Genomic DNA, 20,476 nt, shown 5'->3' with positions numbered 1-20,476 from the left:
TGTTTGGTTTTAAACCTTAGTGGGCGTTTTATAAAAAAGGTTAACTTTATGTTTGGAAAATAAGATGAACCTAATACCCTATTGTCAGGTTACCAAGTATGAAGGAAGAACTGTTAACGTTAAAAAAAGGTCATAATCAAGCTTTAGAAAAGATCTATAATGAGTATAGGAATGCTTTTTTACAGTTTGCTAAAAAATATGACTTAGATCACGATACGCTTATAGATATATACCAAGAAGCATTCATAGCGCTCCGAGAACACGCTATCAATGGCAAACTGGATACCATTAAAAGCTCGGTAAAAACATATTTATTCAGTATTGGAAAATATATGATCTATGATCAGCTCAAAAAACAAAAAAAAACTATCTCCTACGAAAACAGTGTGGATTTTAAAGAAACGTCTGATATTACCGAGGTTTTTAAAGAACCAGAACTAACTTCAGAACAACGACTATTAAGACAACATTTTAAAAATTTAGGAAAACGTTGTCAGGAAATGTTAACCTTATTCTATTATCGGGGACTAACGATTGATGAGATTACTGAAAGCTTGGGCTACGAAAGTAAAAACGTAGTAAAAAGTCAGAAATCCCGTTGTTTAAAATCCCTAAAAGAATTAATTAAAACCCCCGCTTAAATGGAACGAGAAGAGTTAATAGACAAATATATTCAATCAGAACTGACACCTTCTGAAAAAAAGCAGTTTGACATCTTACTGGATCAAGACGATACGTTTAAAGAAGAGGTTGAACTGATTAGAAATTTAAAAATTGTTTCGGGATCTGAAGACAGGGATCAGTTGAGAAAAAGTATGGCTGATTTTGAAGCCAAAATTGCGGCTAGAGAAACCAAAGTCATTCCTTTGTTTAATTATAAAAGATTATTGGTGGCGGCATCCATACTACTTGTGGTTGCTATAGGTGGCATAACATTGCTCAATCCCTTTGGTGTTGACACCAATGAATTATATGCTGATAATTTTGAGCCATACAAAAATGTGGTAACCCCAATTGTACGCGGGGAAAACGATAATGATGCAGAAGTTATCGCCTTTACTTCTTACGAAACTAAAGATTATGAATCAGCAGCAAACCAATTTGAAACGTTGTATGAAACCACAAAAAGACCTTATTTTTTGTTATATCAGGCAAACGCTTTATTGGCATTAGACAAAACAGCAGAAGCAATTCCTTTACTTGAAAAGCACATTAGTTTGAACGATGAATTGTCTGAAAGAGGAAAATGGTATTTATCACTAGCCTACCTGAAAGATAATAGAAAAAAGGAAGCTATTAACTTATTAAAACAAATGGTCGAAGTAGGAAGTTTTAAAAAAGGTGATGCAGAAAAACTACTTGAACAACTCAAATAACTTGAATCAGAGCGAGTAAGTATTAAAAATACAGATAAGGTCTAAATACTTTAAATAATCATAAGAATGTTTCCTTTTCCAAGGAGAGAAGGAATTTTTTATGGATTACACAAAAATAAAAAATACCTTTGTATATGCGTTGAACCTCAACCGATTTCTCTGAACTATAATCTATTATTTAATTCAGAAATAACGTAAACTAAATTATTTTAAACTTCTTGCTTTAATGACTACCGCAACTAGTATTGGAATAGCCAACAATAGTAACCACCAAAGATAAGAAGTGTCTTTTTGTAATGGTGAAGTATCCCCAGAAATCATAAATCCTGACCAATAGTAGGGATGTGTCAGCAATTCATCTTCTGCCGTGCTTAGATAAGTTAATTTGGCATCTCTTAGTGCTTGATCTTTTGGCAAAGAAGCATCCAGGTTCTTATAAAACTCCTGCATTAATTCTGAAGTAGTCTGATCATTAATTTTCCACAATGTAGTGACTAAAGACTTTGCTCCGGCGTAACTAAATCCTCTTGCTAAACTTAACATCCCTTCTCCCTTCTGAAGTTTTCCTAATCCGGTCTGACAAGCACTTAAAGCTACCAAGTCCGCATTAATATTGTAACCATAAAGATCTTTTACATACAATAAGTTTGCATCACCTTCTTTATTTGGTGCAAATGCGAGGTAAGAATAATCGGGATGCTCGTCATTTGCTGCCGCGTGCGTAGCAAAATGAAGCATATTATACGTTTGCGAATTTTCTGAAAAAGATGATAATGAAGCTTCGCTACCGGTAATCGCTTTTCCGTTAAAATATTCTGTAATACGATCTACTTCTATTGTATTGTATAATAACGGTCCGAAATCAGATCTATCGTTTTGAATACCATTAGACACGCCAAAACTTGGAGCATATGCCAATAACAAGTTCTTTTCAGCTTTTAACTTATTTTTTTGTTCTCTTAAGAGTGTGGCAGAGTTTGTGTAAGAGATCTGATATTCTTTAATTAAATAATCCGGAGAAATTTTTGAGGTAGATAAAGCCTCAAAAGGGAGATAATTTAATATCCCATCCGGAATAATAATTAATTCTTTAGATTGAATTTGTTGTAGAGCTTTGTTTAAAAGCTTTTCATAGATTGAAAATCCCTGTTGGTATATGTCAGGTAAATCTTTGGTGTCCAGTTTAGACAACAACGCATAAAAGTTTTTAATTTTTTCTCTTTCCTGATCTTCCAATAAAATCTTATAGAAATTTTTATTTTCCTTTTCAAGTGTAATAAGAAATAAATATGTGTCTGTAGCGAAATAACTAAACAATGCTTTATCATCAATGATACCAGAAGCTGCTTCTTCTGCACTCACTACAGTTGCGTTGTATTTCAAGTCATAATACTTAGGGTAATTCTGTTCAATGTCTGAAATAAAGTTATAATAGTCATTCTTAGCCTTGAACAAGGAATCAAAAACTGCCATATTCGATTTTTGATTAAAAAATTGTTTTTCCAGATGAATGATCCTTGCTCTAAACTGCTGCTCTTTATCTATAATTTTTTCTGGCACACCTCCATAAGAATTGGCTTGAGCGTTTCTGGTCGCCTCTAGTAACAATACGCTTTTACTTTTTTCCATAAAAAAAAATGCGTTTTCAACATACAATGGTTCTTTAGTAGTTTCATAGAGTTGGTGGGCCACTTCTACCATACTATGAAAAGCGGGATACATCTCGGCTATTAAGAATTGTTTATCGATTTTACTTTCAAATTCTGGTTTTAATAAATCCAATGTTTTGATAATGTCGAAAGATGTTTCAAGAGCTATTTGCAGATCCTGTGCCTGATTGCTATTACTGTATGATAAGCGTAATGTTTTTAATTTTTCTTTTAATACCTTGACTAATTCTAATTTCGACAGCACTTTTTTAGGATCTGGATTATCTTCTATGTTTTCACTGTCAAAATTTGGTGCTAGCTGTACTAGAGATTTTTGATAAAATTTTAATGCTTGTTCAGGATCCTCTTTTGCCACGTATAATCTACCCAATCTGGAATAAGCATCTGCTATATCTTGGTGTTTTTTGTTCTCTTTATATTTTTTAGTTTTAATAAGATAAGATTGATAAAAGGCCTCCGCTTTTTCGAATTGTTTGTCCTTCGCATAAATATCACCGTAGATGCGCTCCTCTATTCTCTCAAACGCATCATTAGCAACATAGTATTTTTTACTTTTATCCAGCGCTTCAAGAGCAGCTTCAATCTGATCGAGTTGAATATAGTTATTAGCTAATTTTTGATAGGTTGAAATTATATTATTTCTAAATTGATTTGATTTATCGGAATAAACTTTTTCATAAAAGGACAATGCCTTTAAAATAAGAGTATTAGACTCTTGATAATTTTTTTCATTTAAAAACACCTTCGACAATAACACATTTGTACTCGCAATGAAGCCTTCATTGACATTATCTAGATTCTTAGTGTAAAATTGTTTTGCCAGCTCGTTTTTTCCTTGTCTGAAATAAATTTCTCCTTTATAGTTATTTAAAGTATGCTCTAAATCTATTCGATCTAACCCTAATAAGGTATCCGGAGTATTTCCAATAATTTCAAAAAGCTCTTCGATTGTCTGTAATGACTTATTATCATTTCTTACCTTATAATAATAGTTTGCTTTATCTAAAACCAATCTGATTTTGTATGCTTTTTTGTCATCTACAGTTTCATACAAAATATCTGAATCCATTATAGAGTCGGTTCTTTTAATATTATAAACCACCTTGTTTAAATTGTTATGATAATCATTTGCAAAGATCAAATAGGATAAAATTGTCAACTTTGCCTTAATGTCATTTTCTTTTTGCGCTATCCTATAACCCTTTTCAAAATAATATTCTAAACTGTCTGAATCTGTATATAAAAACTGAAATCCTTTATCCAATAAGCGATCTAACTCTGGATTACTTTCTTGACATTGCATTTGGACCGAAGTCAAAACCATCAATATGGAAAGTATGATAAGTCTATATTTTTTCATAAAAAAAAGCTTCATTACTGAAGCTAATTTAATCATTATGAAATTAATTAATTTTTAGAATGTTCCTTCTACTGTAATTGATTCCTGATCATTACCAATCTGAAAATTTAGTTCCAAAATTGCGAAACTGCTGGACTGGCCGAAAGATTCAAATCTTACACTCTGAAAAGGTCCATCTTGGTAGGCTTCTAACTCTCCGAATTCCCCTAGTGATTCTTGATTATCACTATTCAGACTTGCTGAAAGTTCCAAAAGTGGTCTAATGAATATAATAACATTTAGGCTTTCAAATTTTGGAGGGCAATTAGCTGTCCCACAAGGACCTGGTAGTGGTGGACGAGGAGGTATCCTAATAAACGTTACACCTTGATCTTCCTGAGCCTGAGCAATAATCTCTTCAAAACTTACAATATCTTCATTATTAGAAGCTATACTTATTTCAATTTCGGCGATTTGTTCTTCAAGACCAGCAATTTCGTCTGGGTCATCAGTCTGTGCTATTAATTCTTCTAAAGTATCCTTTTGCAAATTTAAAATGTTATTTTCTCCTTCTAGATTAAAGATTATTAAATCTTCTGCCAGAAACACCCCTGTCTCCTCAGAATTCGGAACGGGATTATCTACCCTGTCGTCATCACTACAGCCAAATGGAACTGCAGCAATCATAAATAGAGCGATACATACTTGAATTGTTTTCATAAAATTATTGTTTTGGTTTTAGTGTTAGTATTCCTATTCCCCGATAGGTTAACATTGATTGCTTAAAAATAAGTATTTTTTTTGTTCAAAAGAAAACCTTTGCTGGGAAGCAAAGGTTTAAATTAAATCTTTTAAAATAATCAACCCTTATGAAGACTACTATTATTAAAAACAAGTATAACAAGGTAAAGGCGCCGGAGGAACAGGAGGAAGTCTGGGTGCACGAAGTTCTTCAAATGATTTTAACTCTAAACCATCTTCTAATCCAATTTCTTCTTCAACTTCGGATGTTCCACAGGAAACGACTAAACCAATACTAAATAGTATGGCCAATACATTTAATTTTTTCATAATATTACATTTAAACTTTATATTAGAAAGTGTCACTATATATTAAATTGTTACCTGATTTTATAAAGTAATTTATTTTTTAAGGTCTTCTGCTACCTTTTCTAACTCTGTATACCAGTCTTCTCCAAACTTTCGTATCAGCGCTTGTTTTACAAATTTATACACCGGAACCTGTAGTTCTTTACCTAATGTGCACGCGTCATCGCAAATTTCCCATTTGTGATAATTTACTGCAGAAAATTCGGTGTAATCCTGTACCCGAATTGGATATAAATGACAGGATATCGGTTTTTTCCAATCCACTTCTCCCTGATTATAGGCTTCCTCGATCGCACATAATGCAGTGCCCTTTTTATCGAAGATCACATAGGCACAATCAGCTCCATCAATTAAAGGAGTTTCCAATTCTCCGTGAGGAGTTTTAATATAAGTTCCTTGTTGTTCAATAGCTTCGATCCCTTCTTTTCTAAGATACGATTTTACAATAGGATAGATTTCTTCCAGTTTTTGGGTTTCTGACGCCTCTAGTGGGGCTCCTGCTTCACCGTCAATACAACAGGCACCTTTACAAGCAGAAAGATTACAGACAAAATCTTTTTCTATAATTTCTTCTGAGACTATGGTTTTTCCTAATTGAAACATGATGCGAAGATAGTTTTTATGGAAGATAAATTTTACTGATTATTTATCTTTTTATGCTACTTTTATAAAGCAAAGTCTATGTATTTTTGCGCCAACCTTAAAAAATCTACTAAAATGAACTTTGACCTAAAAGAAATATTAACAGCAAGCATGATTCTTTTTGCTGTAATTGATATTGTTGGTAGTATCCCTATAATTATTGACTTAAGAAAAAAAGTAGGGCATATTCAAAGTGAAAAAGCCTCTATTGTAGCTGCCATATTAATGATCCTTTTTCTGTTTGTTGGTAAGGAGATTTTAAACCTTATAGGTATTGATGTGAATTCATTTGCTGTTGCAGGTGCCTTTATTATATTCTTTTTGGCGTTGGAGATGATTCTAGGAATTCAACTTTATAGAGATGATGAGCCCGAAACAGCTGCGGTAGTCCCCCTAGCTTTTCCTCTCATTGCCGGGGCAGGGACCATGACATCGATTCTTTCTCTTAGAGCTGAATATCAAACAATTAATATTGTGATTGCTATCGTAATCAATATTATATTTGTATACATTGTTCTAAAATCTTCTGGGAAAATTGAAAAAGTTTTAGGTAAACAAGGAATTAACGTTATTAGAAAAATATTTGGTGTAATTTTACTAGCAATCGCAGTAAAGCTATTTGCGACAAACATAAAAGGCTTATTCTAAATGAAATATTTTATATACATACTTATTGTCGTAGCCACATTTTTAATTGGATACAACACAACTGTTTTGGATTTTGAAAATATACTACAAGGTGACAGTAAAACAGCGCTTATTAGTATCCTTGCCTCAAGCTGCGTAATCATTTTATTGTTAATCCTATTGGTTTCAAGAGCCATTCAGAAAAAACGAGGAAATTATTAGCATTGTAGTATTACGCCATAAATGGTATTAAGAAACAGGCTATAATAACTGGAGGTAACGATATCACCGCAAGAATCATAAAAAGGTTATGCAATTTTCTGAAAACAAGTGCTTTTTTCAATGATCTTTTTAATTTGAGGTCTTCTGTTCCTTCAATATGTTCTCTTATAAGGTCTCCGGACACATAGGATGAATCCACCAAAATCTCGTTGTCCAAAAACAGAGAAGCACTATTATCCAGTAATCTAAATGCAACTGCCACAATAAAGAAAAAAAGTGGTGAACAAATTGCAATGGCTATTAGATACTCTGTTAATTCTGACATACTTTGGGGTTTGACGTTATATTCTTTTATACACTTAAATTTAACTAAAGAAAATATTTCTAGTAATAACCCAGCTAAAAGACACCAAAGCCATTATTTGATAAAAATTATGAATATTTCTAATAATAAGGATTTTTCTCACCTTATTTTTTAAAATTACTGAATTCTCGTTGGACATGTAATTTTTAAGAAACAATCGTGACGGATACGAAGACTCTATGTATATTCCTTGTTTCAAAAAAAAGGAACCACTATTATCGAATAGCCTACTTACAGCTGCTATTATAAAAAACATAAATGATATTACTATTAAAAAATCATCAGAAATAATCATAGTATTGTTTTATTTTTAAATTCTATTGAGAGATCGACAAAACTTTTTGTATCATTTTATCGTCTTTATTAATAATTTTTTCAAAAGCATTTGTTCCGAATAACTGCTGTGCCATAATAGCTTTTAGGTATTTCTTTAATTGCTCTCTATAGTTTTTCAAGTTCATGTCAATTCCTTTTTTTCGGGTATAGATCAGAAAACCATCGGCAAAATCATCATCAATTGTAATTTCTTCCTTGAATTGCTCTTCGGTAAGATTATTATAATAATCTCTTTTTTTATCGAGTTCTTCAAAAATATAACCACCCATTCTTCCTGATCGCAACATATAATCAAGCGTTTCACCTACCCTGGTCGTATCTTTACTTACGAAAATATCAGGAATAATACCGCCTCCGCCATAAACCGTCTTACCACCGGGGGTTTTAAATTTTAAAGAATCTGCGACCTGTATACTATCTGCATTCTGTAATTCGCCATTTTTATAACGCTCCAGATACTCATTAAAATACTCTTTATTGCCGTTTTCATATGGTTTTTGTATCGATCTCCCTGTTGGTGTGTAATATCTAGAAATCGTTAATCTGATTGCACTACCATCTCCTAGTGCCATCTCTCGCTGCACCAAACCTTTTCCATATGATCTTCGTCCTACGATAATCCCTCTATCATTATCCTGTATCGCACCGGCAAAAATCTCACTGGCAGAAGCAGAGTTTTCATTAATCAATACATAAACGTCTCCTTTTTCAAAACTTCCGTTACGAGTAGCATAGTTATTCTCAATCGCACCTTTCTTGTTTTTGGTAAACATGATAAGTTGGTCGTTTTTTAAGAATTCATCCGCCATTTTTAAAGCTGGAGCAATAAATCCCCCTCCATTATCTCTAAGATCAACAACCAAATTCTCTGCTCCCATATCCTTCAAAGAATCTAAGGCCTTCTTAAATTCTTTATAAGTAGTTTCTGCAAAACGGTTTATTTTTATGTAGCCAAGGTTTTCTTTGAGCAAATAACTGGCGTCTACGCTTCTTAGAGGTACTCTACCTCTCTTCACTACTACATCAAATACACCTTTGCCTTTTCTATAGACTTTTAATTGTACTTGACTGTTTAGCTCTCCTTTTAACTTGTCTGCCAGACCATCTCTTCTTAACCTTTCTCCGTAAAGCGTGTCCTGATCTGCCATTAGTATTCGATCACCAGCCAAGATACCTGATCGCTCACTGGGTCCACCTTTGATGGTTTGTATCACCGAAATTGTATCTCTAAAAGGATAGTAGCTAACACCAATACCTATAAAATCACCTTGCATACTCTCTGTGATTCCTTCTAGCTCTTCGGGTGGTATATATACAGAGTGCGGGTCTAAATTTTCAAGAATTCTATTAACCGTAACATCCACAATACTGTCCGTATTGATTTCATCTACGTATTCATAATCGATATAATCAATGAGACGATTTAATTTTTCTTTTTTTGCATTATAAGAAAATAATTTAGCTGATGGGTTACTAAAATCGAGTTTGCTTCCTAAAAAAACTCCGATTCCCATCGCTAAACCAATAAATAATGGTAAATATTTTTTTGAATAACCCATTAATCGTCTAAATCTGTAATCTGTTCTATTTCTACTCCGGCCTTTTCTAAAAATGAAAGTCCAGAATTATCCTTATATCCATTTTGATAAACAATTCTCTTAATTCCTGCCTGATGAATTAACTTACTACATTCTTTACACGGTGAAAGTGTAATATATAATGTAGAACCTTTACAAGATTGGGTAGAAGATGCGACTTTAGAAATTGCATTTGCTTCAGCGTGAAGCACGTACCACTTTGTGTATCCCTCTTCATCCTCACAAGGATTCTCGAAACCTGTTGGGGTTCCGTTAAATCCATCAGAAATGATCATTCTATCCTTTACAATAACCGCACCAACTTTTTTCCTGTCACAATGGGACAACTTTCCCCATTCTCTTGCTATCCTAAGATAGGCTTTATCATATTTTAGCTGTTTTTTTTTTGCATATAGAAAAATTGGGTAGCTCTTGTACTTTTTATAATACGAATATATTATGCCTATGTTTCAAATACAACCCTAATTGACAATAAATTACCATATTTTGTTTGAAATTAACATTGGTATAACCATCCCAATAATGATCGAAGAAACAACAAGTATCCAATCCCTTTTAGAGAATCTAAAAATTGTTTGTATGATGAAGCTTATGACAAGAACAATAACTACTACAATCAGCTGTGCCAACTCTATTCCTAAAGCAAACTCAATTAATGGCATGATTTTAGAACTTACGTTACTACTAATGGCATCAAAATAAGTAGAAAAACCTAATCCGTGTATCAAACCGAAGAATATTGTAGTGGCATACAAGACACCTATCTTATTTTTATTAGCACTTTTCCCAGCCGTAAACACATTAAATACTGCTGCAGCTAAAATTGTAACCGGAATCAAAAACTCCACCAATTTTGAATTTACGGAAACCACATCATACGCTGCCAAGAAAAGCGATGCAGTGTGACCTAAAGTAAAAAAGGTTACTAATATTAGTATTCTTTTCCAATTATCGAAAGTATAAGCTATCGTAAGTAATATTAAAAATAAGATATGGTCGTAAGCTTGCCAATCTAATACGTGATATAAGCCCAGCTTTACATATAACCAAAATTCTGACATGTTTCTATTTTTTGAGGTTGTGTAATGTACAACATAAAAGAGAAATTGAGAAATGTAGGCAAATTCTTATCAAAAATTTAAGAGTATCGATCACCAAGTACAAATTGATATTGTATACTTTATTTTTCTTTTAGCTAGCAGCTGTAAGTTTCTACAAGCTAAAAACCCTAAAAACGAACTATTATTTACCCAAAAACACATCTTTAGATACTATGCTGTAGGTATATTGCGGTTGTATAATGAACTAAACACCCTTGCCATATGAAAGCCAAAACCTCTTTCATCCATGATGATTTTTTACTTCAAAATGAATTCTCCAAAATTCTGTATCATACCTATGCGAAACATTTACCTATTATAGATTATCATAACCATCTATCTCCGGAAGACATTTGCAACAATAAAAAATTTAATACAATTACGGAAGCTTGGCTGCAAGGTGATCATTATAAATGGCGCGCCATGCGAACTTTAGGGATTGGTGAGGATTTCATTACAGGAACAGCCACTGACCAACAAAAATTCTTGAAATGGGCAGAAACTGTTCCATATACTATCAGAAATCCTTTGTTTCACTGGTCGCATATGGAACTAGCGAAACATTTTTCGATCTATGATTTATTGACTCCAGATACTGCAGAAAAAATCTATATCGAAACCAATGACCAACTTCAGGGTTCTGATCACTCCACCCTTGATTTACTTAAAATGAACAGCGTAGACTTGGTTTGTACAACCGATGACCCAATTGATACACTTCAGTATCATACTTCATTTGCTTCCCAAAAAAAGCCAATGAAACTATTGCCAACTTTTCGACCTGATAAGGCTTATGCCATAGAAGACTCCTCTTCCTATTTAGATTATCTTGAAGCACTAAGTGAAAAATCAAATATCCAAATCAAGAATTTTGAGGACCTTCTTGCTGCGTTAGAAAACAGAATGGATTACTTTCACGATGTCGGTTGCAGATTATCGGATCACGGTTTAGGACATTTGTATTATTTTACTGAAGGATCCTACAATATTAACCAGATTTTCAATAAAGTAAAATCTAAAAAGACTCTTGAACCAGATGAAATTAATTATTTTAAATTTAAGGTCTTATTCTTTTTAAGTACTTGTTACCACAAAAGAGGATGGGTTCAGCAGTTTCACCTCGGAGCGATTAGAAATAATAATGACAGACTCTTACAAAAGCTTGGACCTGATACAGGATTTGACTCTATAGGAGATTATTTGCAAGCTGAAAATTTAAGTGGTTTTTTAAATTCATTGGACAAAACTGATCAATTGCCTAAAACCATTCTGTATAATCTAAATCCTTCTGACAATGAAGTTTTTGCCACCATGGTTGGTAATTTTAATGATGGATCTATTAAAGGAAAAGTTCAATATGGCGCAGCTTGGTGGTTTCTTGATCAAAAGGACGGAATGGAAAAACATTTGAATACCTTATCCAACTTAGGATTGTTAAGTTGTTTTGTAGGAATGCTTACTGATTCGAGGAGTTTTCTGTCTTTTCCCAGACATGAGTACTTCCGTCGTATTTTATGCCATTTACTTGGTGAAGATGTTGCTAATGGTGTACTTCCAGCCGATGAAAAATGGTTAGGAAAAATTGTTTCTGATATTTGTTATCATAACGCGGTAAAATACTTTCCTTTTTAAAAAGCAATAGGGAAGACCCCTTGAGATCTTCCCTAAAAACAATTCAAAAACTAACAAAATGTGAACTCTAATCAGGTTTTAGGTATGGTTAAATAGGTGCCCTTAAAACTTTGGTTTAACACCATCATTTCTATATGATTGCCCACGTTATCAGGAACAACTTCGATCTGTGCTCTTCCATTAGACATTTTAATGACCTCGCTCCCCATAGGTGTACCTAAATATTTTTTGGTTTCGCCACCCGACAGGCATTGAAAATAGACTCTTTCTTCATAGTCTAAACATCTTAATCCCATCTTATCTTTGGCAGTAGCAATAACAAGGTAATTTCCATTCTCTAATTTCTCATAGGAGAGCATTAGTGAATTTGCCACCTCATTTTTCTTATATCTGTACTGAACATTAAGACTATCTGTAACCTTTTTCCCATTTTTAAAACCAACAGCTTTCAGTTTATTGGTTCCTTCTTTGAAAAGCACATCCCAAGTAAGTCCGGACGCAGGAAACACGTTAATATCTCTCTTCTTTTCGGCTAAAGCTTGTCCTTCAAAATACAACGTTACTTTATCACAATTACTATACACATTTATGGATCTTGATGTATGCTCAGGACCTTGTCTTTCTGTCCAGGTTTTTGACTCTATATATACAAAAGGCTCTTTTGCCCAATAACTTTTAAACACATAATAAGCGTCTTTAGGATTTCCTTCTCTATCCATAATTCCTTTTTGATTTACATAAGGAATATCATTTTCAGGTCGTAAAGGCGTTCCAAAATCCTTAAATGCCCATTGCACATTACCTACAAAAGAATCCGTAGTTTCTGCAATTTTCAGATGCCAGTCAAAAAGATCCACTATATAATTTTCACTCCAGTCACCAATTTTTGCGATGTTAGTTACCGAAGTTTGTGTGATGGCTTCAGTCCAACCGTCAGGGTCCATAACTCCTCTCCCATCTATTGGATTTTCAGTATGTCTTCCATAATGACTAGAACCTCCATACTCTGCGTGAATAAAATGAGGATATTCTTTCAAATATTTATCTATCGCCTTTTGGTACGTGGTATAACTACCCGAATACCAACCTGACCAAATTGAGGGAGAAAATACATCCACGATATCCGAACCCGCATAATATTTTCTGATAGCTGTCTTTCTTGTTGGATCCAAGGTATGAGATAAAGTATTCAGTTCTTTTAAAAAAGCATTTAATTTCTCTTCATTATCTCCATCTTCAAAATCTGGCAACCAATAAATTTCGTTTCCTAAAGACCATATGATAATACTAGGATGATTATAGTTTTGATTGATGATCTCTGTTAACATATTTCTAGTATTTGTCTTCCAACTTTCATTACCAATACCTCCTCTACACCAAGGAAGTTCATCCCATACTAAAAGCCCCAATTCATCACACATTTTATAGACCTCAGGGTCTTGCGGATAGTGAGCCAACCTGATAAAGTTAGCTCCCATTTCCTTGATAGCCTCAATGTCTTTACGATGCAGTGCATTAGGCATAGCAGCACCATATCCTGCGTGCTCTTCATGACGATGTGTTCCCCGCAACAATACTCTCTTTCCATTTAGATAAAATGGCCCGTTCTTTTTGAACTCGAACCATCTAAAACCAAAACTCTCTGTCAACTTATCTACCTGTTTTCCGGACTTTAATAATGCAACTTCAACCCTATAAAGATGAGGAGTGTCAATATCCCAAAGTAGAGGTTTAGCTGTGTTTTTGAAATCAATTTTTAATTGACCACTAGTTCCTTTTTTTGAAAGAGTTTGAACTTTTTTACCATTTGGTTGAAACAGTTCAGCTTTCACTTCATATGATTCTTCTGTGCTTAAACCTTCTATTTTCATATTTAATTGAAGAGATGCCTTATCTCTAGAAACATCAGGAGTAGTAATTTTTAAATCAGAGATATGGGATATATGTTTTTTTATGAGCCACACGTCTCTTGTGATTCCTCCATAAATAAAAAAATCGCTTTTCTGAGACGGAATTATTTCTGGATCATATCCATTGTCCACACGTACCAAAATTTCGTTCCTTCCTTTCTTTATATGCCCAGAAATATCAACCAAAAAACCTATATAACCTCCTATATGTTTTCCAGAAAGTTTACCATTTACATAGACTTTAGTGGTAACGTTTGATCCCTCAAAATACAATTGATATACAAAATCCTTATTTATAGCATCTATTTCTAAATCTTTTCTATACCAACTTGCACTTCTTCTATAACCTGGCTTAAGATCCATGGTGTCATAGTTATTCCAGGTATGTGGTAAAGTAATAGGAATCCAGCTAGTTTGCTTATGTACCTGATCTACATCTTCTAAATTTAGCTCCAGATAATCCCAATCATCATTTATGTTTTCTTTGGATCTTTCTATCTGTGCAGAACCATATGCAGACAAAAAAACGCAAATTATAATTTGTATTAATTTACGGGAAGAAAAAACAGAACTGTTCATGAAATTGAGCTTTATTTAAGATTATCTCTTCTTAGTATTGCTTCCAAAAAATAATAATCTGCATAACTTATAGGGCCATTAATTTCATCATTTTTTGGCCAATTTCCGGTGCTATAGTTTAAAATAAATGGAATGTTCGATTTATTTTGAATCACATATTTTTCTGATGACAGACTATTTATGATTCTATCTGAAAAATCCAGATATCTAGTGTCTTTTGTATACTCATATAACTCAATTAAACCCGAAGCAATTATTGCCGCCGCCGAGGCATCTCTAGGTTCACTAGGAATATTGGGTGCACTAAAATCCCAGTATGGTATCCCATCTTCTGGTAGATTTTTATGTTTTATAATAAAATCTGCAATTATTTTTGCCTGCTCCAGAAACTCTTTATTTTTAGTATAGCGAAACGCCATGGTATATCCATAAAGACCCCAGGCTTGTCCGCGAGCCCAGGAAGATTCATTGCTAAATCCCTGATGCGTTACTTTGGATCGTACACCACCTGTAATCGTATCATAATCCACCACGTGATAACTACTGTTATTTTCTCTGAAATGATTTTTTAACGTAGTTCTGGCGTGTTGATTCGCAATTTTAAAATAGGTAGAATCTCCAGTATAATCAGAAGCTTCAAATAACAATTCCAGATTCATCATGTTATCAATGATCACTGGAAACTGCCATTCATCTTTATTGAAATCCCAAGAACGAATCGCACCCACTGTTTCATTATATCTCGTTGATAATGTCTGAGCGCTCTCTACAATAATATTTTTATAAGATTCATCATTGGTGGTCTTATATCCATTACCAAAACTACAAAACACTTTAAACCCCATATCATGGGTTCGATCGTTATGTTTTTCTTTCTCAATGTATACTGTCCATTCTTTAGCTCGATTGCTGTATACAGTATCACCTGTAATTTTAGCAATTAGCCATAAACTTCCCGGAAAAAACCCGCTAGTCCAATCCTTTGACGGGACCTTTTTGATAACTCCATCTTCATCGGCGCTTCGTGGAAACGCCAATGAATCTAAGGGATACTCTAGTAAGTACGTAAACCGATCAGAATAATTGACTGCAATGTCTTCCTGTATGATACTATCTTTTTTATTGCTTGAAGATGTATTCTTACATTCTGTAAAAATTACTAAAGCAATTATCAAAAATATTGGAGTTATAAGTCTTTTTTCTTTTGTCATAGATTAGATATTATTAATATCCAGGATTCTGTGGTAGTAAGTTTGGATTTCTTCCCAACTCATCATTAGGTAGTGGAAATAGATAATCTCTGGTCGGATCGAAGTTAGGTTGTGGTTCCAGAGATGTAGGTCCAAAAACTTCCATCCCTAAATTTAATCTTTTAATATCGTACCATCTTTTAAACTCAAAAGCCAATTCGATTCTTCTTTCTTCAATAATTACATCTCTAAAAGCATCTTTTGATAATCCTGCATTTATATCTTCCGGAAAGCTGTTCATTGTTCCGGCTGCGTTTCTAGCTCTAGTTCTAATTTGATTTACATAATCAACGGCTTCTCCAGTTGGCCCAGATAGTTCGTTAGAAGCTTCTGCAGCTATTAGCAATACTTCGGCGTAGCGCATAGCTCCATAATTATGATCAGAATCGCGATTATTGGTTCCGGCCGTTCCCGGAAGACGATAATATTTTGCAATATGAGGTCTTGAAACACCTCTATTCGCAGTTCCGAATTGCTGCCAAGGTACCAAAACTCCGTCAAAAACAGCTTCGGTGTCAAAACTTACCGCTTTTCGATAATCATTATCATCAAAAGAATCATAAACTTCGACAGTTGGTACAGCTACGCTCCATCCTTCGTTAGCTGGCCCTCTCATGCCTGTAAGTGGCGGAATAAAATCCCTACCTAAGTTACTGGTAGCATCTATACCTTTAAAGTCTACAGAAAAAACATGTTCTACTAATCCATCTGCTTTTGTAGCATCAAATAAATCCTGAAAATCTGCTTCCAGATCATAGCCAAACCTTGCTTTATTATTGATCACAAAAGTAGCCTCATCATATGCTTCTTGCCAGTTCCCCAGTGTCAGATGAACCGATGCCAAATAGGAAGCTGCAGTTCCTTTTGAGGGTATAGATCGAAACGGTTGTTGATCCGGTAACCAGGATTTTGCATATTCAAGATCTGCAATGATATTTGCATATATCTCATCTACCGAAGTTTTACCGACAGTAAATAATACTTCAGGTTCTCTTACTGCAAAATCTATATAGGGTACTTCTCCAAAAATTCGTACCAAATGATAGTAGGTAAATGCCCTAACAAATCTTGCCTGCGCTACTATTGCATTTTTCACTGCTTCACTTGCTTCAACAGAAGCAGCCCCTTCAATTGCATTGTTCGTAGCTCCAATGATCGCGTAACTTCTTGGCCAAAAAGCAGTAATCATTCCATTATCTCCATCCATATCCATCAGGTCTACCTGGATCCTTCTTCCTGAGGTGGTAGGGTCTCCTATGGTTACCATATCCCCTCTTAATAGTAAACTTAACGTTAGTTTTCTTCCCCAGAATTCTTCTGAAGCAATATAACTATAGGAACCGTTTACAGCTGCCTGCAAATCATCAGTGGTGTTGAAAAATGACTCTGGAGCCAGTACTCCTATTGGTTCTTCTTCCAAATCCGTGCAACCCATCATTGTTGTTGCAATAACTAATGCGAAAATTATCTTTTTCATTTGTCAGATTTTAAATTGTTTACATTTACTCATTATTCCTTTCTTAGAAAGAAACATTTACGCCCAAAGTATAGGCTCTTGTATTCGGGTAACTTCCATAATCCAACCCTAAGTTTACATTGCTTCTACTATTGTTATCAGATCGATATAATGTCTCAGGATCCAATCCTGAATACTCTGTAAAAGTCAATAGGTTTTGACCGCTGAGAAAAACCCTCAATTTAGACATCTTTAATTTATCCAAAAGTTGAGAATCAAAACTATAGCCCAATGTCATATTCTTGAGTCGCAAGTAAGATCCATCTTCTACCCATCTCGAAGAAATTCTTCTGTTTCTTGATGCTGCGCTTGGTACATCTGTGTTAGGACTTGTTGGGCTCCACCTATTCAAAGCATCTGTGGTAGCATTACTGGCACCATTAAGAGTATTCAATTCCAGTAAAGTAAAGTTGAACATATCTCCACCTACAGATCCCTGAAAAAACACATTTAAATCAAATCCTTTATAAGTAAATGTATTATTAATACCAAAAATAAAGTCAGGATGAGGATTTCCAATAATTGTCTGATCTTCGTTATTTAATTCACCATCTCCATTAAGATCTCTATATCTCTCTCCTCCTGCTTGTTGTTCAAAACCGGAGCCTGGTATTGGAGTATCTGCAAACTGATACACTCCGTCATATACATAGCCAAAATATACACCAACAGGTTCTCCTTCTCTTAATAAAGGTACATTAGGCAATAGCAAATGACCTGGACTTGAACTAGAACCTAAATCTCTAATATCTTCTCCATCAGGAAGTTCTAAAATTTTATTTCTGTTTCTGGAGAAATTAATATCAGTATTCCAAGTGAATTCGCCTACCAGGTTTCTTGTAGATAATTCTATTTCAAAACCTTTATTTTCTAAACTACCAATATTCTGTGTTTGAACAGGGTTACTTAATCCTGATGTTTCAGGAAGCGGTCTGTCTAAAATCAAATCTTCTGTTACCATATCATAGTAATCCGCTGTGATGTTGATTCGATTATTGAAAAGACCAATATCGACACCAAAATTCAATTGTTTCGTAGTTTCCCATTTCAGGTTATCATTAGCTAATCGATCTATTGCCACAGCATTTACAAGTTCACCTCCCTGAATTGAATATATACTTCGAAAATTAGCCAGTGTACCAAAAGCCGCAATAGCTCTATTTCCAGTAAGACCATAACTGGCTCTCCATTTCCATTGCGAAATCAAACTAGAATCTTTTAGAAAAGCTTCATCTCCCATATTCCAGGCAATAGCACCTGACGGAAAGAAACTCCATTTATTATTAGCACTAAACGTTGAAGAACCATCTCTTCTTGCGGAGAATGTAATTAAATATTTTTCTGCAATATCCAGATTGATCCTTCCAAAATAAGATGCTAATTCGGATTCTACTAATCTGGATTCTGCCGGTAAGAGATTGGCAGCACCGTCTAAGTCCCAAAAACTAACAGCATCAGTCACAAATTCACTACCTGCGGCCGTAAACCTTTCAGATCTTTCTTTTTGGTAAGAATACCCAAGCGTTGTGGTTAGTGCTCCAAAACTAAAGTCTTTCTTATAGGTCAGATAATTTTCTGAAAGTATGTTTGTTCTTTTTTCGGTACCTAATCTTCCCTCTCCTCCAATACCTGCTCCTCTTATAACTGTAGTTGGATAAAAAATTCCTTCCCGATCATTTCTAACATTATATCCTAAGGTTGTTTTAAAAGAAAGTCCATCTAATATCGTATAATCTGCATAGATATTTGTTTGAAAAAGATCGTTTACTCTTTCATTAAATATTTGAGTTGCGCTTGCAAATGGATTATCGATATCATCACCAACACTTGGTAAAGTAAATTCGCCATTCGCATCAAATATACCGGTATCAGGACTGAATCGGAATGCAGAGGAAATTACTCCAGAGCTTCCACTTCCTCCGGATTGCTCCTGGGTCTGAACTCCTTCTCTGGTTGATCTTCTTCCAAAAGTACTCATTCCTACTTTAAGCCGATTGGAAACATTCACATTAATGTTACTGGTAAATGAAAAACGCTCTAATCCAGAGGCAATCACCACTCCTTCCTGATCAAAAAACGTTCCTGATAGATAATAATCTATATTGTCGCTCCCTCCGGATAATGCCAACTGATGGTTAGCGATTTGACCTGTTCTGAAGATTACATCTTGCCAATCCGTATTGGCATTACCTCTAGTATATGTAGGATTAATTTCTTCAATATAATCCCCAAATTGATCCGCATCTAATAAATCTAAGGTATTACTGACAGTTTGAGTAGAATATGATGTATTAAAATCAATTCTCATTTTTCCTTTTTTACCTTTTTTAGTGGTAACGATAACAACACCATTCGCTCCACGAGATCCATAAATTGCTGTTGCAGAAGCATCTTTTAATATTTGGATAGACTCGATATCTTCTGGTGCCGGCAATGCTCCTCCCACAAATCCATCTACCACAAAAATCGCATCACTACTCGCATTAATAGATGTAGCTCCACGAATCCTGATACGAACCGGAGAACCAGGCTCACCACCATTTTCAGATTGCACTGACACACCGGCAGCTCTACCTTGTAATGTTTGCTCTGTAGAAGCGGCAGGATATGCTGTAATATCTTCAGCTTCAACAGAAACTACAGAACCGGTGAGATCTTTTTTCCTTCTTGACCCGTATCCCACCACTACAATTTGTTCTAATGATTCTACAGATGAAGATAAGGTTACATTAATCTTTTGTTTATCTCCAACCTTAATTTTTTGATCGGTAAATCCAACATAGGAAAAAATTAAAATCGAATTTTTATCAGGAACGCTTATAGAATATGCTCCGTCAAAATCTGTAGTGGTTCCTATTGTTGTATTTTGAACGGTAACATTGGCCCCAAGAATAGGTACTCCGTCCTCTGAGGAAACAGTTCCGCTTATATCAATTTGCGCAGATATACCTGACCCTATCATTAATAATAGAATTGGAATACACTTTCTTAGTAATTTTAAGTATGTATACTTTTCATTCATGAGTATTGATTTATGTTAGTGAGTATTTTCTAATAGAGGTATATGATCAGAAGACAAAAAAATATGATACAGACTGAAAAAAACAGCTGAAGAATAAAATATCTATTTCGTTTCCAATTCATACTCAAACCTAAATAAAAGACTATATCTAAAAGTTCAAAAAAGGGTATATTTCTGTACTAA

General features: G+C 34.4%; 17 protein-coding genes. 5 read left to right on the top strand and 12 right to left on the bottom strand.

Annotated elements, in window-relative coordinates; all coding sequences use genetic code 11:
• Window positions 1-98 precede the first annotated feature (98 nt).
• Together ACE94K_RS05930 and ACE94K_RS05925 are read left to right on the top strand one after the other, a co-directional pair.
• Entirely contained in the window at window positions 99-641 is a 543-nt protein-coding gene (locus ACE94K_RS05930; protein WP_378181328.1) for an RNA polymerase sigma factor, read from the top strand.
• Window positions 642-1,376, top strand: coding sequence for a hypothetical protein (locus tag ACE94K_RS05925; protein ID WP_378181325.1), 735 nt, complete (start codon window positions 642-644; stop codon window positions 1,374-1,376).
• Window positions 1,377-1,580: 204 nt separating this feature from the next.
• Here ACE94K_RS05925 and ACE94K_RS05920 read toward each other — a convergent pair whose 3' ends face one another.
• The 4 genes from ACE94K_RS05920 to ACE94K_RS05905 all read right to left on the bottom strand — a co-directional run bounded on the left by ACE94K_RS05920 (window position 1,581) and on the right by ACE94K_RS05905 (window position 6,098).
• Window positions 1,581-4,406, bottom strand: coding sequence for a CHAT domain-containing protein (locus ACE94K_RS05920; protein ID WP_378181322.1), 2,826 nt, complete (start codon window positions 4,404-4,406; stop codon window positions 1,581-1,583).
• 54 nt (window positions 4,407-4,460) lie between these two features.
• Window positions 4,461-5,105 (bottom strand): hypothetical protein, encoded by a 645-nt coding sequence (locus tag ACE94K_RS05915; RefSeq protein ID WP_378181319.1) that lies wholly within the window; start codon window positions 5,103-5,105, stop codon window positions 4,461-4,463.
• A gap of 165 nt (window positions 5,106-5,270) precedes the next feature.
• Complete coding sequence (locus ACE94K_RS05910; protein WP_378181316.1) at window positions 5,271-5,456, bottom strand: hypothetical protein; 186 nt, start codon at window positions 5,454-5,456, stop codon at window positions 5,271-5,273.
• Between the two features lie 72 nt (window positions 5,457-5,528).
• The gene (locus tag ACE94K_RS05905; protein WP_378181313.1) at window positions 5,529-6,098 is read right to left on the bottom strand and encodes a DUF3109 family protein; all 570 of its coding nucleotides are present in this window, start codon (window positions 6,096-6,098) and stop codon (window positions 5,529-5,531) included.
• Window positions 6,099-6,212: 114 nt separating this feature from the next.
• Between ACE94K_RS05905 and ACE94K_RS05900 the strand changes: the two genes are divergently transcribed.
• Window positions 6,213-6,785, top strand: a complete 573-nt coding sequence (locus ACE94K_RS05900; protein ID WP_378181310.1) for a MarC family protein — start codon at window positions 6,213-6,215, stop codon at window positions 6,783-6,785.
• Entirely contained in the window at window positions 6,786-6,986 is a 201-nt protein-coding gene (locus ACE94K_RS05895; RefSeq protein WP_378181307.1) for a hypothetical protein, read from the top strand. It abuts the gene before it with no gap.
• 10 nt (window positions 6,987-6,996) lie between these two features.
• On the opposite strand, the gene ACE94K_RS05890 is transcribed toward ACE94K_RS05895, so the two are convergent.
• From ACE94K_RS05890 to ACE94K_RS05875, 4 genes are all read right to left on the bottom strand, one after another.
• Complete coding sequence (locus ACE94K_RS05890) at window positions 6,997-7,311, bottom strand: hypothetical protein (protein ID WP_378181304.1); 315 nt, start codon at window positions 7,309-7,311, stop codon at window positions 6,997-6,999.
• Between the two features lie 356 nt (window positions 7,312-7,667).
• Window positions 7,668-9,245 carry a S41 family peptidase gene (locus tag ACE94K_RS05885; protein WP_378181301.1) on the bottom strand — a complete coding sequence of 526 codons (1,578 nt, stop codon included), beginning with the start codon at window positions 9,243-9,245 and terminating at the stop codon, window positions 7,668-7,670.
• A complete protein-coding gene (locus ACE94K_RS05880) occupies window positions 9,245-9,685 on the bottom strand; it encodes a cytidine/deoxycytidylate deaminase family protein (RefSeq protein ID WP_378184233.1) in 441 nt (146 codons plus the stop codon). Before ACE94K_RS05880 ends, ACE94K_RS05885 begins: the two co-directional genes overlap by 1 nt.
• Before the next feature lie 75 nt (window positions 9,686-9,760).
• Window positions 9,761-10,345 carry a HupE/UreJ family protein gene (locus ACE94K_RS05875; protein WP_378181298.1) on the bottom strand — a complete coding sequence of 195 codons (585 nt, stop codon included), beginning with the start codon at window positions 10,343-10,345 and terminating at the stop codon, window positions 9,761-9,763.
• Between the two features lie 261 nt (window positions 10,346-10,606).
• Here ACE94K_RS05875 and uxaC point away from each other — a divergent pair, with 261 nt between their 5' ends.
• Window positions 10,607-12,016 carry a glucuronate isomerase gene (gene uxaC, locus ACE94K_RS05870; protein ID WP_378181295.1) on the top strand — a complete coding sequence of 470 codons (1,410 nt, stop codon included), beginning with the start codon at window positions 10,607-10,609 and terminating at the stop codon, window positions 12,014-12,016.
• Between the two features lie 71 nt (window positions 12,017-12,087).
• On the opposite strand, the gene ACE94K_RS05865 is transcribed toward uxaC, so the two are convergent.
• The 4 genes from ACE94K_RS05865 to ACE94K_RS05850 are packed head-to-tail and all read right to left on the bottom strand — an operon-like array spanning window position 12,088 to window position 20,293.
• Window positions 12,088-14,505 carry a glycoside hydrolase family 2 TIM barrel-domain containing protein gene (locus ACE94K_RS05865; protein WP_378181292.1) on the bottom strand — a complete coding sequence of 806 codons (2,418 nt, stop codon included), beginning with the start codon at window positions 14,503-14,505 and terminating at the stop codon, window positions 12,088-12,090.
• A gap of 11 nt (window positions 14,506-14,516) precedes the next feature.
• Complete coding sequence (locus tag ACE94K_RS05860; protein WP_378181290.1) at window positions 14,517-15,716, bottom strand: glycoside hydrolase family 88 protein; 1,200 nt, start codon at window positions 15,714-15,716, stop codon at window positions 14,517-14,519.
• A gap of 13 nt (window positions 15,717-15,729) precedes the next feature.
• On the bottom strand, window positions 15,730-17,232 hold the full coding sequence (locus ACE94K_RS05855) for a RagB/SusD family nutrient uptake outer membrane protein (protein ID WP_378181287.1): 1,503 nt from the start codon (window positions 17,230-17,232) through the stop codon (window positions 15,730-15,732).
• Between the two features lie 43 nt (window positions 17,233-17,275).
• Window positions 17,276-20,293 carry a SusC/RagA family TonB-linked outer membrane protein gene (locus ACE94K_RS05850; RefSeq protein WP_378181284.1) on the bottom strand — a complete coding sequence of 1,006 codons (3,018 nt, stop codon included), beginning with the start codon at window positions 20,291-20,293 and terminating at the stop codon, window positions 17,276-17,278.
• Window positions 20,294-20,476 lie beyond the last annotated feature (183 nt).

It is taken from the genome of Aquimarina besae (assembly GCF_042434905.1).
In the GTDB taxonomy this organism is placed as follows: Bacteria; Bacteroidota; Bacteroidia; order Flavobacteriales; family Flavobacteriaceae; genus Aquimarina.
The sequence above is the reverse complement of the archived record's forward strand: the minus strand, read 5'-3'. Positions and strand labels throughout refer to the sequence as shown.

What these genes read in the sequence shown, in the direction of transcription:
- uxaC (WP_378181295.1), top strand. Translation starts at nt 10,607, where the DNA reads ATGAAAGCCAAAACCTCTTTCATCCATGATGATTTTTTACTTCAAAAT.
- ACE94K_RS05915 (WP_378181319.1), bottom strand. Translation starts at nt 5,105, where the DNA reads ATGAAAACAATTCAAGTATGTATCGCTCTATTTATGATTGCTGCAGTT.
- ACE94K_RS05925 (WP_378181325.1), top strand. Translation starts at nt 642, where the DNA reads ATGGAACGAGAAGAGTTAATAGACAAATATATTCAATCAGAACTGACA.
- ACE94K_RS05900 (WP_378181310.1), top strand. Translation starts at nt 6,213, where the DNA reads ATGAACTTTGACCTAAAAGAAATATTAACAGCAAGCATGATTCTTTTT.
- ACE94K_RS05890 (WP_378181304.1), bottom strand. Translation starts at nt 7,311, where the DNA reads ATGTCAGAATTAACAGAGTATCTAATAGCCATTGCAATTTGTTCACCA.
- ACE94K_RS05850 (WP_378181284.1), bottom strand. Translation starts at nt 20,293, where the DNA reads ATGAATGAAAAGTATACATACTTAAAATTACTAAGAAAGTGTATTCCA.
- ACE94K_RS05875 (WP_378181298.1), bottom strand. Translation starts at nt 10,345, where the DNA reads ATGTCAGAATTTTGGTTATATGTAAAGCTGGGCTTATATCACGTATTA.
- ACE94K_RS05905 (WP_378181313.1), bottom strand. Translation starts at nt 6,098, where the DNA reads ATGTTTCAATTAGGAAAAACCATAGTCTCAGAAGAAATTATAGAAAAA.
- ACE94K_RS05885 (WP_378181301.1), bottom strand. Translation starts at nt 9,245, where the DNA reads ATGGGTTATTCAAAAAAATATTTACCATTATTTATTGGTTTAGCGATG.
- ACE94K_RS05920 (WP_378181322.1), bottom strand. Translation starts at nt 4,406, where the DNA reads ATGAAAAAATATAGACTTATCATACTTTCCATATTGATGGTTTTGACT.
- ACE94K_RS05895 (WP_378181307.1), top strand. Translation starts at nt 6,786, where the DNA reads ATGAAATATTTTATATACATACTTATTGTCGTAGCCACATTTTTAATT.
- ACE94K_RS05855 (WP_378181287.1), bottom strand. Translation starts at nt 17,232, where the DNA reads ATGAAAAAGATAATTTTCGCATTAGTTATTGCAACAACAATGATGGGT.
- ACE94K_RS05865 (WP_378181292.1), bottom strand. Translation starts at nt 14,505, where the DNA reads ATGAACAGTTCTGTTTTTTCTTCCCGTAAATTAATACAAATTATAATT.
- ACE94K_RS05910 (WP_378181316.1), bottom strand. Translation starts at nt 5,456, where the DNA reads ATGAAAAAATTAAATGTATTGGCCATACTATTTAGTATTGGTTTAGTC.
- ACE94K_RS05860 (WP_378181290.1), bottom strand. Translation starts at nt 15,716, where the DNA reads ATGACAAAAGAAAAAAGACTTATAACTCCAATATTTTTGATAATTGCT.
- ACE94K_RS05930 (WP_378181328.1), top strand. Translation starts at nt 99, where the DNA reads ATGAAGGAAGAACTGTTAACGTTAAAAAAAGGTCATAATCAAGCTTTA.